Source organism: Mesorhizobium sp. M8A.F.Ca.ET.165.01.1.1 (genome assembly GCF_004792065.1).
In the GTDB taxonomy this organism is placed as follows: domain Bacteria; phylum Pseudomonadota; class Alphaproteobacteria; order Rhizobiales; family Rhizobiaceae; genus Mesorhizobium.
The window spans coordinates 649,775-663,416 of record NZ_SRTH01000003.1 but is presented as its reverse complement, the minus strand read 5'-3'; the positions used below and the strand labels follow the sequence as shown (position 1 = coordinate 663,416).

Annotated in this window: 11 protein-coding genes; 4 read left to right on the top strand and 7 right to left on the bottom strand. The window is 62.5% G+C overall.

Annotated elements, in window-relative coordinates; translation table 11 throughout:
* Window positions 1-2: 2 nt before the first annotated feature.
* Both EN808_RS12505 and EN808_RS12500 read right to left on the bottom strand, forming a co-directional pair.
* Complete coding sequence (locus EN808_RS12505) at window positions 3-908, bottom strand: proline iminopeptidase-family hydrolase (RefSeq protein ID WP_127278961.1); 906 nt, start codon at window positions 906-908, stop codon at window positions 3-5.
* 38 nt (window positions 909-946) lie between these two features.
* On the bottom strand, window positions 947-2,461 hold the full coding sequence (locus EN808_RS12500) for a leucyl aminopeptidase (protein WP_127278962.1): 1,515 nt from the start codon (window positions 2,459-2,461) through the stop codon (window positions 947-949).
* Window positions 2,462-2,721: 260 nt separating this feature from the next.
* Between EN808_RS12500 and EN808_RS12495 the strand changes: the two genes are divergently transcribed.
* Both EN808_RS12495 and EN808_RS12490 read left to right on the top strand, forming a co-directional pair.
* Window positions 2,722-3,624 carry a LysR substrate-binding domain-containing protein gene (locus EN808_RS12495; protein WP_135915918.1) on the top strand — a complete coding sequence of 301 codons (903 nt, stop codon included), beginning with the start codon at window positions 2,722-2,724 and terminating at the stop codon, window positions 3,622-3,624.
* A 250-nt stretch (window positions 3,625-3,874) separates the two neighbouring features.
* Entirely contained in the window at window positions 3,875-5,332 is a 1,458-nt protein-coding gene (locus EN808_RS12490; protein ID WP_127278964.1) for an NCS1 family nucleobase:cation symporter-1, read from the top strand.
* A gap of 51 nt (window positions 5,333-5,383) precedes the next feature.
* On the opposite strand, the gene EN808_RS12485 is transcribed toward EN808_RS12490, so the two are convergent.
* From EN808_RS12485 to tpiA, 5 genes are all read right to left on the bottom strand, one after another.
* On the bottom strand, window positions 5,384-5,923 hold the full coding sequence (locus EN808_RS12485) for a DUF1697 domain-containing protein (protein WP_135915917.1): 540 nt from the start codon (window positions 5,921-5,923) through the stop codon (window positions 5,384-5,386).
* 8 nt (window positions 5,924-5,931) lie between these two features.
* Entirely contained in the window at window positions 5,932-7,569 is a 1,638-nt protein-coding gene (locus EN808_RS12480) for a CTP synthase (protein ID WP_135915916.1), read from the bottom strand.
* Between the two features lie 269 nt (window positions 7,570-7,838).
* Window positions 7,839-8,969 (bottom strand): L,D-transpeptidase, encoded by a 1,131-nt coding sequence (locus EN808_RS12475; protein WP_127280484.1) that lies wholly within the window; start codon window positions 8,967-8,969, stop codon window positions 7,839-7,841.
* A gap of 212 nt (window positions 8,970-9,181) precedes the next feature.
* Entirely contained in the window at window positions 9,182-9,658 is a 477-nt protein-coding gene (gene secG, locus EN808_RS12470) for a preprotein translocase subunit SecG (protein WP_127280483.1), read from the bottom strand.
* 167 nt (window positions 9,659-9,825) lie between these two features.
* Window positions 9,826-10,596 carry a triose-phosphate isomerase gene (gene tpiA, locus EN808_RS12465; protein ID WP_127281035.1) on the bottom strand — a complete coding sequence of 257 codons (771 nt, stop codon included), beginning with the start codon at window positions 10,594-10,596 and terminating at the stop codon, window positions 9,826-9,828.
* Between the two features lie 143 nt (window positions 10,597-10,739).
* Here tpiA and EN808_RS12460 point away from each other — a divergent pair, with 143 nt between their 5' ends.
* Together EN808_RS12460 and trpD are read left to right on the top strand one after the other, a co-directional pair.
* Window positions 10,740-12,632, top strand: a complete 1,893-nt coding sequence (locus tag EN808_RS12460; RefSeq protein ID WP_135864631.1) for a peptidyl-prolyl cis-trans isomerase — start codon at window positions 10,740-10,742, stop codon at window positions 12,630-12,632.
* Window positions 12,629-13,639: an anthranilate phosphoribosyltransferase gene (gene trpD / locus EN808_RS12455; RefSeq protein ID WP_127872478.1), complete on the top strand. Its 1,011-nt coding sequence runs from the start codon at window positions 12,629-12,631 to the stop codon at window positions 13,637-13,639. Before EN808_RS12460 ends, trpD begins: the two co-directional genes overlap by 4 nt.
* Window positions 13,640-13,642 lie beyond the last annotated feature (3 nt).

Below are 13,642 nucleotides of genomic sequence, written 5' to 3'. Positions count from 1 at the left end.
TCTCAGTTGTCGTTGTCGTCCAGGAAGTCTCCCACCACCCGCATGCATAGATCCTGCTCTTCGACATGCGGCATATGGCTGGAATGCTCGAATACCTGCCAGCGCGATCCTTTGATGCCGTCCTTGAAGGGCTGGACGGTTGCGGGCGTGGCTTCGTCGTAACGGCCGGAGATGATCAGCGTGGGAACATCGATAGCGGGCAATCGGTCGATGATGTTCCAGCTCTTCAGCGTTCCGATGACGTGGAATTCGTTCGGACCATTCATGAGATGATAGACGGTCGGATTGCGTGCGACTTGGGCGAAGGTTTCCGTCACCTCGGGCGGGAACGGAACGACCCGGCAGACATGCCGCTCGTAGAACACCATCGTCGCCTCTTGATAGGCCGGATCGTCCGTCGTGCCGGCCTGTTCGTGCCTTGCCAGTGTCTCCTGCACATCGCTCGGCAGGGCGGCGCGCAACCGGTTGGCCTCTTTCACCCACAGCTTCATGGAAGCCGGTGAGTTGGCGATGGTCAGCGACTTCAGACCCTTTGGCCGCGTCACCCCATATTCAGCGCCCAACATGCCGCCCCAGCTCTGTCCGAGCACGTGGAAGCCGCCGCGGATGCCGAGTTGGTCGACGAGGTTTTCAAGTTCATCGATGAACAGCCTGGGCGTCCAGAAATCGGCGCCTCTGTCAGGCAGCAAGGTGGAATTGCCACAGCCCAATTGGTCGTAGTGGATGACGGCACGGCCCGTTCGGGCAAGAAGCTTGTACGCATCGACGTAGTTGTGGGCGGCACCTGGCCCGCCATGCAGAATGACGACCGGAGCCTTGTCGGCGTCGAGTTCGCCGCTGACCCGATACCAGGTTTCGCAGTCGCCAAAGCCGGCCCGCCCTTCCCTGGTGGCGATTTCCGATGACATCCCCGCTCCATGCGTGATTGAAGACATGTTGCTTTGTCCTAGTTCGTGACCCGGCTGGCCTGAACCCATTCTTCCAGCATCTGCACGCCGAATGCCGTGGCGCCTTGCCTGCCAAGGGGGCGATCCGCATCGGCCAGTTCCTTGCCGGCAATGTCGAGATGCACCCAGGGCCGATCCTCGGTGAAGTGACGCAGGAACGCCGCGGCGTAGGGAGCGTCACCGTCTTCCATGTCCTTGGCGTGATGCCGCAGGTCCGCAAACGGCGATTGCAGCCCCTCGTCGTAAGCCCGGTCGAGTGGCAGCTGCCAAAACCGCTCGCCGACCGCTTCTCCGGCCGCGATCATCCGCGAGGCGATGGCGTCGTCGGTGCTGAAGAGGCCGGCGAATACCGATCCGAGACCGCGCATCACCGAATAGGTCAAAGTGGCGAGGTCGACGATCACCGACGGGTTGAAGCGCGAGGCGGCATAGTAGAGGCAGTCGGCCAGGATCAGGCGTCCTTCCGCATCCGTGTCGAACACTTCCACGGTCTGACCGGACGCTGTCGTGATGATGTCGCGCGGCTTCAGCGCGGTGCCCGACGGCATATTCTCGGCGATGCCGAGCACGCCGACCACGTGCACCGGACTGCCTTGCCGGGCGAGCGCGATCAGCAGGCCGACCACGGCGGCCGCGCCGCCCATGTCGGCCTTCATATCGAACATCTGCTCGCCGCGCTTGATGCAGAGGCCGCCGGAGTCAAAACAGACACCCTTGCCGACGAAGGCCAGCGGCTGAGCGGGGGCACCCTTGCCGCGATAGCGCAGGACCGCGACGCGCGGGGGGCGCACCGAGCCTGATCCCACAGCCAGGATCGCGTTCATGCCGAGTTCCCCGAGCCTTGCCGTATCGAGTATCTCGACGTCGATGCCAGCTTCGCGCAACGGCTCCAGATGATCGTGGAAATTGTCGGGATGGAGATGGTTCGGCGGCAGGTTGACCAGAGTACGCGCATATTCGACGCCATCCGCGATCGCATTGATCCGCGCCAGCGCCGAATTCAGCGCCGGACCGCCGGCCCCGACCAGTTGTACCCGCAGGGTCCGATCGGCCCCCGCTCCCGCGCGCCGGTTGCGCATGTCGAAACGATAGCGCCGCAGCCGCATGCCAAGCGCGACCCTTGCCAGGATTTCCGCTCCCGTCAGACCTATGCCTGCAATGGGATCCAGGACCAGGGTAGCCGCGCATTCCCCTTTACCTTCCAGATGCGCGGCCAAGAGGCCGCCAGCACGCGTCAAGGAGAGCGCGGTGACGGCCTCGGCCTTGCCCAGGGCAAGGACAATCACGCGCCGGGCCGATACCGCTTTAGGGGCGATGACATCGATGCAAGTGCCGGATTCAGCCAGTACGGCTGCATCGGAACAGGCTCGGGAGAGTATCCCGCTCATTTCCGTGTCCAGTGCCGCTGCCCGAGGGCCAAAACCCGTCTGGGCAGTCTGCAAGATCACGACGACGGAGGTTTCCGCGGAAATCTCGTCCGCCGTTTCAAAGACCGGCACTGGCGATTGAGGCATAGGCGGGCGTTCTCCTCATTGCGGGGGCTTTGGCCGAGGCGTCGCTTGCAGCTCGTGCAATGCTTCGCCCGCCACCGGTGGAAGCCGGTCAAACCGGTCGCCGCCGTTGGTGGAATGGTGCCGAAGTTCCCGAATAGCCGTTTTCGTAAGACGACTTAGTTGCTCTTGCTCTTGGGTATCCCTGAACGGGCCGAGCGATCAAACGCCAATTTTGTCCATGTCGATTGACAAAAACTCAACTGACAATTCATGATCGGCCAATGGCCCTACCCTCACTCAACGGCATGCGCGCTTTCGAGGCCGCAGCACGTCTCGGCAGCATCAAGGATGCGGCGGAGGAGCTGCATTTGACGCCCTCGGCGATCAGCCGCCACATCCGAGCACTCGAACGCAATCTCGGTCAGGACCTGTTCGAGCGCGGCTTTCGCCAGATAACGCCGACCATCCGGGGTTCATACTATGCGCGCAGCCTCTCCGAGGCGTTCGAGGCCATCTGGCGCGCCACCGACGATGTCAGTCTCGCCGACGGCCTGAGCCGCGGCAGGACCCAGCGTGTCCGGGTCCTGTGCGTGCCCGCTGTCCTGAACCTTTGGCTGGCGGACCGGTTGCCGAATTTTCGCCGGCAGCATCCGACCGTGGATCTGGAGATCTCGACATCGGGCAAGCGGGCCAATTTCGATTTGGCCATTGTCGACGAGTTCGTCTACAAGGCCGGCCCGGCGCTGACGCTGCTGATCCCGCTGGTTCTGACGCCGGTCTGTGCACCCTCGTTGCTTGAAGGGCCGATGCCACTGCTGTCGCCGGCCGATCTGGTTAATCACCACCTGATCCACGAATGCGAGACCATGCGATGGAAGCGCTGGCTGGAGCAGGAAGGCGTTTTGGACACCACGCCGAAATCCAGCACGACGCTGGATGACTGCACGCTGATCATGCGCGAGGCCATCAATGGCGCTGGAATAGCGCTTGCCGACACGATGATGGCGCAGGATTTGCTTCAGCAAGGCAAGCTGGTCGCCCCATTCAGCGCCCGCCATACCTATCCGGCCGGCATCTACCTGCATCAGCGCCGCAGTATCGGCAACAAGCCGGGTACCGGCCTGTTTCAGGATTGGCTGCTTTCCGAAGTCGAGGACCACAAGCGGATGATGGCCATCGCCTAGGCTGCCGCTCTTGCGTCAGAAGTTGGGAAGACGGGTTCATCCAGTCTGGCGCCGTGGATCGAAAATTCGAATCAACAGACAGGGCGCTTTTCAAAAGCGGTTCACCATCAACGCCCGCCGATAATCGCGGTTCGCATTGAATATCTTTAAGGTCAAAGCCGGCAAATCGGTTGCTTGTCGGTTCCCCTGCGTCAGGCGTAACCTCTGCGGTCAACGCGTGAGGCGCGTGCTGCAAGAAGGGGATATTGCAATGACGATACAAGGCGCATCGCCTGACCTGTATAATGAAGACCTCGCTCCCGCCAAGGTTCGAAACTGGGGACCGTTCTCGATCTTCAATGTCTGGACATCGGACGTCCATAGCCTGTGGGGCTACTATCTCGCCGCCAGCCTGTTTCTGTTCTGCGGCGGCTTCGTCAATTTCATCATCGCCATCGGCATCGGCTCGCTGATCATCTACGCATTGATGAACATGGTCGGCTATGCCGGTGTGAAGACCGGTGTGCCCTACCCCGTGCTGGCCCGAGCCTCCTTCGGCATCTGGGGCGCCAACATTCCGGCACTGGTGCGCGCCATCGTCGCCTGCTTCTGGTACGGCGCGCAGACCGCCGCCGCCTCCGGCGCCATCGTCGCATTGCTCATCCGCTCGCAATGGTTCGCCGATTTCAACGCCAACACCCATTTCCTCGGCCATTCCGGCCTGGAGGTGATCTGCTTCGTGATCATATGGGCCCTGCAACTGCTGATTATCCAGAAAGGCATGGAAACGGTGCGCCGCTTCCAGGATTGGGCAGGACCCGCCGTCTGGGTGATGATGCTGCTCCTGGCCATTTATCTGTGCGTCAAATCCGGAACCTTCGCCTTCACCAGCGACATCCCGATGGACGTGCTTCTGGAGAAGACCAGGGATGCCGGCGTGCCTGGAACGCCGGGCTCGTGGACGTCGCTGTTCGCGGTGGCGGCGATCTGGGTGACGTATTTTTCGGCGCTCTATCTCAATTTCTGCGATTTCGCCCGCTATGCCCCCGATCAGGCAGCGCTGCGCAAGGGCAATATCTGGGGCCTGCCGGTCAACCTCATCCTGTTCTCGCTGGTCGCCGGCGTCACCACCATCGCCGCCTACGACGTCTATCATGAAGTGCTGCTGCATCCCGACCAGATCTCGGCCAAGTTCGACAGCTGGTTCCTGGCTGCCCTTGCGGCCTTGACCTTCGCGGTGGCGACCTTGGGTATCAACGTGGTGGCCAACTTCGTCTCACCCGCGTTCGACTTCTCCAACGTCTTCCCGCGTCAGATCGACTTCAAGAAGGGTGGCTACATCGCCGCGCTGATCGCGCTCGTACTCTATCCCTTCGCGCCGTGGGAAGGCAGCGCCGCCTCCTTCGTCAACATCATCGGCGCGACGATGGGACCGATCTTCGGCGTCATGATGGTCGATTACTACCTGATCCGGAAGGGCGAGGTCGACGTCGAGGCACTCTACCGCGAGGACGGCGAATTCCGCTTCCAGGGCGGCTGGCACGTCAATGCCTTCATCGCCGCCGGGATCGGCGCCGTCTTCTCCTCGATTCTGCCGAACTTCACCAACTGGCTGCCGTCCTGGTGGGGCGTCTATGGCTGGTTCTTCGGCGTGGCGATCGCCGGCGTCATCTACTACGTGCTGCGCACCGCGGCCGTGGGCGCAGGCGCCAAGACAGCGAAGGCTTGAAGCAGGCCTTAGGCAGTGGGCGGTAGGGCCTAGGGAACTACTGCCTACTGCCTACTGCCTAACCATCTCGGCCAGCTTGCGCACAGTATTCCAGTTGCGCGAGGTGCCAATGCCGAGGCGCCTGTGATTGGCGGCCGCAAGCAGGCGCGAGCTTGGCCTCTCGCGCGAAAACACAAGCCATATGTCGCCACCGACCAGAAGCACCTTTTCGTCCCCGGCGGCACGGGTCTGAAGACCCGATATGGCATCTTCGGCCACGGGTTTGCGCATTACACGCACGGCGACCTGGTCGCCGGCTTCAACCGAGTCAGCCGGGAATGGATTGCTGGTTGCGAGTCTCAGCCAATCCTCGGCGCTGCGGACAATGATGTCGACGTGGCGGCCAAAGGCCTTTTCGAAGGCGACTTCCAAGCGCGTCTCAAGCGTGGCGACCGAAATCTTTTCACTCTCGAAGACCAGGTTGCCGGTCGCCACCAAGGTGCGGACATTCTTTAGGCCGATGCCTTCCGCCATCGCCTTGAGGTCGGACATGACGACCCGCCGCCCCTCTCCCAGGATGATGCTGTAGAGGAGCGCGACATAGGTCCGCATGGAATCAGTCAGACCAGCCGGCTCTGCTCCACCGCCGCCTCGATGAAGCTGGCGAACAGCGGATGCGGATCGAGCGGCCGGCTCTTCAGCTCGGGGTGATACTGGACGCCGATGAACCAGGGATGGTCGGGATACTCGACCGTCTCAGGCAACACGCCGTCAGGCGACATGCCGGCAAAGACCAGCCCGCAATCCTCAAGGCGCTGCTTGTAGTCGATATTGACCTCGTAGCGGTGCCGGTGACGTTCGGAAATCTGGGTGTCGCCATAGATGTCGGCGATCTTCGAGCCCTTGGCGAGTTCGGCCTGATAGGCGCCGAGCCGCATGGTGCCGCCGAGATCGCCGGTCGCCCGGCGCTTTTCCAACATGTTGCCCTTCAGCCATTCGGTCATCAAACCGACGACCGGTTCCTTGGTCGGGCCGAACTCGGTCGAGGAGGCATGTTCGACGCCGGCCAGGGATCGCGCCGCCTCGATGCAGGCCATCTGCATGCCGAAGCAGATGCCGAAATATGGCACCTTGCGCTCACGCGCGAATTTCGCCGCCAGGATCTTGCCCTCCGAGCCGCGTTCGCCGAAGCCGCCGGGCACCAGGATACCGTGCACCTTCTCAAGCCAAGGCGCCGGGTCTTCCTTTTCGAAGATTTCCGATTCGATCCAGTCGAGCTTGACCTTGACGTGGTTGGCCAACCCGCCATGCGAGAGCGCCTCGATCAGCGACTTGTAGGCATCCTTGAGGCCGGTATACTTGCCGACGATGGCGATGGTGACCTCGCCCTCCGGATTGTGGATGCGGTTGGAGACAGCCTGCCACGGTTCCATCCGCGGCTTGGGCGCCGGGTCGATGCCGAAGGCGGCCAGCACTTCCGAATCGAGACCTTCCTTGTGGTAGGCCATAGGCACGTCGTAGATGTGCGGCACGTCGAGCGCCTGGATGACGGCGCTCTCCCGGACATTGCAGAACAGCGACAGCTTGCGGCGCTCTTCCTTGGGAATGGCGCGGTCGGCGCGCACCAGAAGTATGTCGGGCGCAATGCCAATGCCGCGCAATTCCTTGACCGAATGCTGGGTCGGCTTGGTCTTCAGCTCACCTGCTGTCGGGATATAGGGCATCAAGGTCAGATGCACGTAGACGGCATTGTTGCGCGGCAGATCGTTGCCGAGCTGGCGGATTGCCTCGAGAAACGGCATCGCCTCGATGTCGCCGACCGTGCCGCCGATCTCGCACAGCACGAAATCATAGTCGTCATTGCCGTCGAGGACGAAGTTCTTGATCTCGTCGGTAACGTGCGGGATGACCTGCACGGTCGCGCCGAGATAGTCGCCACGCCGCTCGCGCTCGATGATGTTCTTATAGATACGCCCGGTCGTGATGTTGTCCTGCTGATTGGCGGAACGGCCGGTGAAGCGCTCGTAATGACCAAGATCGAGATCGGTTTCGGCACCGTCATCGGTGACGAACACCTCGCCATGCTGGTACGGCGACATCGTGCCGGGGTCGACATTGAGGTAGGGATCGAGTTTTTTGATGCGAGCGCGATAGCCTCGCGCCTGCAGGAGAGCCCCAAGGGCCGCTGCGGCAATGCCTTTTCCAAGTGAGGAAACCACGCCGCCTGTGATGAATACATATCGCGCCATGGGATTCATCGCTTAACGCGGCCGGATTGATTCCGCCAGAGAAAAAACCGCCGCGAAGGCTTTTTCCCAAGAAGGCGCTCGGACCATGATCCCTAAAATGGAATCCGGTTTTTTGGACAGGATCCCGACCAAAACGGGTTTTGATCGAGACCTTCCGTCCGGAATTGGCGTAAAAACAAAGACTTAGAGCAGGTCGGCGATTCTATCAAACGTTGAACCGCTCCAAGCAAAACAAAAGGGCCGGCTGAGCCGGCCCTTTCGGCATGATGATGGAAACGTCAGATGATGACGACCTTGGTGCCGACCCGGACGCGGCTGTAGAGATCCATGACGTGCTCGTTCATCATACGGAAGCAGCCATTGGAGGCGCTGGTGCCGATAGACTGCGGCGCGATGGTGCCGTGAATACGCAGATGCGTGTCCTTCTTGCCGTCATAGAGATAAATGGCGCGGGCACCGAGCGGGTTCTGTCCGCCGCCGGCCATGCCGTCCTTGTACTGGCCGTAGTGCTTTGGCTCGCGCTTCTGCATGTCGAGTGTCGGGATCCAGCGCGGCCATTCCTGCTTGTCGCCGACCGCGACCGTGCCCTTGAACTGCAGGCCTTCGCGGCCGACCGCGATGGCATAGCGACGCGCGGTCGTGGACGATTCGACGAGATAGAGCCGGCGAGCGCTGGTGTCGATGACGATCGTGCCGGCATCATAGCCCGTAAATTCCACGTCCTGAGGCACGAATTCCGGCTTCACCTTGAACGGCTTCTTGGCGTTTCTCTGGGCAAGTGCCGAATCGAGCGCGCGGGTTTCGGGCAGATAGCTGATCGATGAGCCCGATGAAGTTCCACCGAACAGGCCGGCGAACAGGCCGCCACTCGACTGCTTCTGGCCGCCGACGACCTCGCTGCGCAGTTCGCCATTGTTGCCGGTCAAAGCGACATTCATCGCTTCGGCCGGGATAGGCTCAGCCGATTGGATCGGCGTGACGGGTTCAATCGGTTCGATGATCTTAGTGGTCTTCTTGGCTGTGTTGGCCTCGGCCACTTCAGCCGCCGGAGCGCTTTTGCCCTTCTGGGCCAGGAAGGCCTGCCGTGCGGCATCGGCCCTGGCTTTCGCCGCTTCGCGCATCGCCAGCTTCCTGGCCTCGAGCGCCTTGGCCTTGGCGTTCTCCTTGTCGGCAACGATCTTGGCCTCGATCTTCTTGATCTGGGCAAGATCGTCCGGCGTCGGGTTTTTCTTCTTCTTGAGAAGCTTCAACTGCGCCGCATCGCTTTTGGCCGCGACGGGGATGGCGTCGGTTTTCTCAAGCGACACCGGCTGTTGTGCGGCCATGTTTGCCGGCATGGCGGCGAAGGCCGGGGAACTCATGCCGATTGCGGCGCAAAGTCCCAGGAAAATGAAGCTGCGAAGCTGCATGGCGAAGATCCGATCGTTCAATGCTTGTTGCCCACGGCGTCGCCCGGCGTCCCCCAAGGACGCCGAAAATGCCGCGTGCAATCTATAGTCGAATAAGCGCGGATGCCTCAAGCGCGAGACCGCACTGCTGCCCGTCGAATCTTCGTGATCGCGCAGCATTTGCCGCGACTGTGTTCAAACGATCACAGATCGCGGTTTGGAAATGTCGAGGTTTACTGGTTCGGAACCTGGGGCGCCGCCGGCGCTGTGTTGGTGGTTCCATTGGTGGCCGGCGGCGTTGAGCCTGCGGCGGGGGCAGTGGCCGGGGCCGTTGCCGGAGGCTTTGCCGCGGCGTCGTTTCCGGATGGCGGCGTCGGCGTGGTGGTGCCGGCGGGAGCCGGGGTGGTGGTGCCAGGCAGTTGGTTGAGCACGCCCTTGCCGGCGCCGTCCGAGGTCACGGGAACCCGGTCGAGAATGTCGATCGGCTTCTCGCCGTAGCGGGCAATGATCGACAAGGTCAGCGACGTCACGAAGAACGCTGCCGCCAGGATCGCCGTCGCCCGGGTCAACGCGTTGGCCGCGCCGCGCGCCGTCATGAAGCCCGACCCGCCACCAATGCCGAGGCCGCCGCCTTCGGAACGCTGCAGCAGCACCACGCCGACAAGGGCGAGCACGACCATGAGATGGATGACGATCAGTACGGTTTGCATAGTTTATCCTGGCAAGGCCTTGCCCGGCCGCGGACACGACCGGTGAATTGGAGGCGGCTCAATACAATGCTTTCACGGCATTTCCAAGCCCGTGGCCGGAATATGGGAAGCAACGTGCCCTTTGCAACGAATTTGGACGAGATGGGACCCGCCCATCGTCGTGGATCTCAGCCTGCAATGCTGCGATAGGCTTCGGCGATACCCAGGAAATCAGCCGCTTTCAGGCTGGCGCCGCCGACCAGCGCGCCATCGACGTTCCTGACGCCCAGCAGTTCGACCGCGTTGGACGGCTTGACCGAGCCGCCATAGAGAATGCGCATCCTGGCAGCGGCGGTCCCCAGCTTTTCCGACAGCTTTTCGCGGATATGCGCATGCGCCTCGGCCACATCGGCCGCCGTTGGCGTCAGGCCGGTGCCGATCGCCCACACCGGCTCGTAGGCGATAATGGTATTGGACGGCGTGGCGCTCGGCGGCACCGAGCCTTCAACCTGGCGCGAAAGCACCTCCAGCGTGGCGCCGGCTTCACGCTGCTGCTGCGTCTCGCCGATGCATACGATGGCCACCAGTCCGGCACGCCAGGCCGCGGTGGCCTTGGCCTGGACCGTCGCATCGTCCTCGCCGCGTTGTTCGCGGCATTCGGAGTGACCGACAATGACATGGCTCGCGCCCGCGTCCTTCAGCATCTCCGCCGAGATGCAGCCGGTATAGGCGCCGCTTTCCTTGGGGTGGCAGTCCTCACCGCCAGCATGGACAGGCGTGCGCGACAGGATCTCCGCCGCATGGGAAAGCAGCGTCGCGGGAACACAGACCAGTGCTTCGGTCTCGGCGTCGAGCCCGCTCATGAAACCGTTGCCGATCATCCTGAGTTCGTTCAGCGAGGCGCTGGTGCCGTTCATTTTCCAGTTGCCGGCGACAAGCGGGCGAATTCCTGGCGTCATGGTGTGCTTCTCCGGGCGATATCAGGCTCTGGCCCTCACTACCAAAATCAGGCCACAAAGCAATCGACAGTGGACCGGAAGGGCGCTATTGCGCTTGTTTCAGACTCGGCGCATGCGAAAATGCGCATAAATCGGAAGTAACCATGCTTGGTATATTGAGAAGCGCGGCAGGTACCTGGGTCGCGAAGACGCTGCTTTCGCTGCTGGTGGTCAGTTTCGCTGCCTGGGGCATCTCCGGAAAGCTCATGGGCGGCTTTGCGGGCCACGATTCGGTGATAACCGCTGGTGGAACCAAGGTATCGATCAACGAATACCGCCTTGCCTATGACCGCCAGCTCGCCGTCATGTCGCAGCAGTTCGGTCAGCGCCTCACTCATGAACAGGCAAAGGCGCTCGGCATCGACAATCAGGTGCTGGCGCAACTCGTCTCCGGCGCCGTTCTCGACGAACAGGCACGCAAGCTGGGCCTCGGCCTCTCCAAGGACCGGCTGGCTGAACTCACCCGCGAAGATCCGGCGTTCAAGGGCCCTGGCGGTCAGTTCGACCGGCGGACATTCGACTACATGCTGCACGAGGTCGGCATGCGGCCCGAGGATTACCTGAAGAACCGCGCCCAGGTGGCGGTGCGCCAGCAGATCGTCGAGGCTGTCTCGGACGGCCTCAAAGCCCCGGACACGTTCTTCAAGGCGGTCGCGCTCTACCGCGGCGAAGACCGCACCGTCGACTATCTGACATTGCCAAAGACGCTGGTCGAGCCGATCGAGGCGCCGAGCGACAGCGTGCTCCAGGCTTATTTCGAGGCGAACAAGAAAACCTACGCCGCACCTGAGTACCGCAAATTCTCCTATGTCCGCCTGGAACCGGTGGACATCATGGATACGACCGCGGTCACCGACCAGCAGGTCAGTGACGACTACAACAAGAACAAGGCGCGCTACACCACACCGGAAATGCGCACCATCGAGCAGCTTGTGTTCAAGACGCCGGATGCCGCGAAGGCAGCGCTCGATTCGCTCAAGGCCGGTGCCACCTTCGACAAGCTGGTGACCGCCGAAGGCAAGACCCCGGCCGATATCCTGCTTGGCACGCTCGCCAAGGACAAGATCGCCGACAAGGCGGTTGCCGATGCCGCCTTCGCGCTCAACGCCAATGAAGTCAGCCAGGTCGTTCAGGGCACCTTCGGTCCAGTGCTGCTGCGCGTGACCGAGATCAAGCCCGAGGTGGTGAAGCCGCTTGCCGAAGTGTCCGACCAGATCCGCAAGGACCTGGCGCTGGGTGAGGCAAGCCGCATCCTTTTGGATGTGCACGACAATTATGAGGACACCCGTGCATCGGGCAGTTCGCTGGCCGACGCGGCCGCCAAATTGAAGCTCAAGGACATCACCATCGACGCCATCGATCGCAATGGCCTGAGGCCCGATGGCACCATCGTCAAGGACCTGCCGGAATCGCCGTCGCTGATCAAGGCCGTCTTTGATGCCGAACCCAACACCGAAAACGAAGCGCTGACCACGGCGGACAACGGCTTCGTCTTCTATGAGGTTGGTTCGATCACACCGGCTCGCGACCGCACTCTTGATGAGGTGCGCCAGAGGGTGGTCGCCGACTGGACGGCTGCCGAGACCACCAAGCGGCTCGCCGCCAAGGCGGACGAACTCGAGAAGCGGCTCAAGGCCGGCGCCACGCTCGATGTCATCGCCAGTGAACTCAAGCTGGAAAAGCAGACCAAGCGCGGCCTGAAGCGCGAAGCCGATGATGCCGATTTCGGCAAGGAGGGCGCCGCCGTGATGTTCGGCGTCGGCGAAGGCGGCACCGGCTTGATCCCCTCGCCCACGGGCGACGGCCAGATCCTGTTCAAGGTCGCCGAAGTGTTCGAACCGGCAGGCGCCGACGCCAGCTCGGTGCCGGACGACGCGCAGAAATCATTCACCTCCGGCATGTCCGACGACCTGCTCGACCAATTGGTGGCGCAGTTGCAGACGCAATACGATGTCCGCATCGACCAGGCCGCCGTTGCCCAAGCCTCGACAAGATGAGCGCGCTGAAAACCCATATCGCCAAGGTCGCGACCGGCACCGCCCTGTCCTTCGAGGAGGCGTGCGAGGCCTTCGACATCATCATGTCGGGCGATGCGACCCCAGGGCAGATCGGCGGCTTCCTGATGGCGCTGCGCGTGCGCGGCGAGACGGTCAGCGAGATTTCAGGCGCTGTCGCCACGATGCGTGCCAAGATGCTGCGCGTCGATGCCCCTGACGGCGCCATCGACATCGTCGGCACCGGCGGCGATAATTCGCACTCGGTCAACATCTCGACAGGATCAGCCTTCGTCATTGCGGCCAGTGGCGTGCCGGTCGCCAAGCACGGCAATCGCGGCCTGTCCTCGCTGACCGGTGCGGCCGATGTCCTGATCGCGCTCGGCGTCAAGATCGACCTCTCGCCCGAGTTCATCGGCCGTTGCATTCGTGAGGCAGGCGTCGGCTTCATGTTCGCCCCCGCACACCATCCGGCGATGAAACATGTCGGCCCCACACGCGTCGAGCTCGGCACCCGCACCATCTTCAACCTGCTCGGTCCCCTGTCCAATCCGGCGGGGGTGAAGCGGCAGATGGTCGGCGTGTTCCTGCCGGAATGGATCATGCCGGTGGCCGAGACGCTGAAGGCGCTCGGCACCGAGCACGCCTGGGTCGCCCATGGCGACGGCTATGACGAGATCACCACCACCGGGCAGACGCAGGTTGCCGAACTGGTTGGCGGCGAGATACGCAGCTTTACGCTGACCCCTGAAGAGGTTGGACTGAAGCGCCATACCAAGGACGAGCTGCGCGGTGGTGACGCCGCCTACAATGCCAAAGCTTTGCGCGACATGCTGGGCGGCGCCGCCGGCGCCTACCGCGACACAGTGTTGATGAACGCCGGCGCCGGACTGGTGATTGCGGGCAAGGCGACGACGCTGGGTGACGGCATCGCCATCGCCGCGCAGGCGATCGACAGCGGCCGGGCGCTGCAGGTGCTCGACCGGCTGGTCGAAATTTCGAACGGGTGAACC

What these genes read in the sequence shown, in the direction of transcription:
- EN808_RS12505 (WP_127278961.1), bottom strand. Translation starts at nt 908, where the DNA reads ATGTCATCGGAAATCGCCACCAGGGAAGGGCGGGCCGGCTTTGGCGAC.
- EN808_RS12500 (WP_127278962.1), bottom strand. Translation starts at nt 2,461, where the DNA reads ATGCCTCAATCGCCAGTGCCGGTCTTTGAAACGGCGGACGAGATTTCC.
- EN808_RS12495 (WP_135915918.1), top strand. Translation starts at nt 2,722, where the DNA reads ATGGCCCTACCCTCACTCAACGGCATGCGCGCTTTCGAGGCCGCAGCA.
- EN808_RS12490 (WP_127278964.1), top strand. Translation starts at nt 3,875, where the DNA reads ATGACGATACAAGGCGCATCGCCTGACCTGTATAATGAAGACCTCGCT.
- EN808_RS12485 (WP_135915917.1), bottom strand. Translation starts at nt 5,923, where the DNA reads ATGCGGACCTATGTCGCGCTCCTCTACAGCATCATCCTGGGAGAGGGG.
- EN808_RS12480 (WP_135915916.1), bottom strand. Translation starts at nt 7,569, where the DNA reads ATGAATCCCATGGCGCGATATGTATTCATCACAGGCGGCGTGGTTTCC.
- EN808_RS12475 (WP_127280484.1), bottom strand. Translation starts at nt 8,969, where the DNA reads ATGCAGCTTCGCAGCTTCATTTTCCTGGGACTTTGCGCCGCAATCGGC.
- secG (WP_127280483.1), bottom strand. Translation starts at nt 9,658, where the DNA reads ATGCAAACCGTACTGATCGTCATCCATCTCATGGTCGTGCTCGCCCTT.
- tpiA (WP_127281035.1), bottom strand. Translation starts at nt 10,596, where the DNA reads ATGACGCCAGGAATTCGCCCGCTTGTCGCCGGCAACTGGAAAATGAAC.
- EN808_RS12460 (WP_135864631.1), top strand. Translation starts at nt 10,740, where the DNA reads ATGCTTGGTATATTGAGAAGCGCGGCAGGTACCTGGGTCGCGAAGACG.
- trpD (WP_127872478.1), top strand. Translation starts at nt 12,629, where the DNA reads ATGAGCGCGCTGAAAACCCATATCGCCAAGGTCGCGACCGGCACCGCC.